At 68.4% G+C, this 566-nt stretch carries 1 pseudogene; it reads right to left on the bottom strand.

Going from position 1 to position 566, the window contains the following annotated elements:
- Positions 1-247: 247 nt before the first annotated feature.
- Positions 248-566 (bottom strand): annotated as a pseudogene (locus CTA01S_RS16315) (phage/plasmid primase, P4 family); the annotation flags it as partial.

Raw genomic sequence — 566 nt, 5'->3', positions numbered from 1 at the left:
TTGTGGCCGGAAGCAGGCAGCGCCGCTGGTGATGTGGCCGGTGCCATCGCGCAGCGCCCAGCCGGTGGTGGTGCCCAGGTCCAGGGCCAGGATCGTGGTGTGCATGGTGTCAGTCCTCGTTCGGTGGGGACTGACGCATCCGACGCACGATATCGATTACTCCCGTGAGGCGCGCGCACGCGCACGCGCGTAGAGACTTACGATGTACAGCGTCAGATGCGTCAGTCCGGCAGGGGGTCATGGGTGTTCAGTCGTCGGCATAGGGGGTGTAGGCGGGCTGCGTCGGGTGCTTGAGGCCCACGCCACGAAAGCCCCGGATGCCGGCGGCGTTGCGCCATTTCTCGACGCCGCGGGTGATCAAGAGGTCGGAGAAGCGGCGCTGCGAGCCGACGAACTCGCCAGCGGCCTCCGCCCACTGCTTCCAGTCGCTGAACAGTTCGGCCGTCAGCGACTTGGCATTGGCCTCGCGCACGCAGCGCTCGTCGAGCCAGCGGCCCAGCGCGTCCTCGGCTTCGAAGTACTCTTCGGTGGCGGCCACCACCTGCGGCGGCGGATCGAGCCGGCCC

The sequence above is a fragment of the Caldimonas taiwanensis NBRC 104434 genome (assembly GCF_001592165.1).
Lineage (GTDB): Bacteria > Pseudomonadota > Gammaproteobacteria > Burkholderiales > Burkholderiaceae_C > Caldimonas > Caldimonas manganoxidans.
The sequence above is the reverse complement of the archived record's forward strand: the minus strand, read 5'-3'. Positions and strand labels throughout refer to the sequence as shown.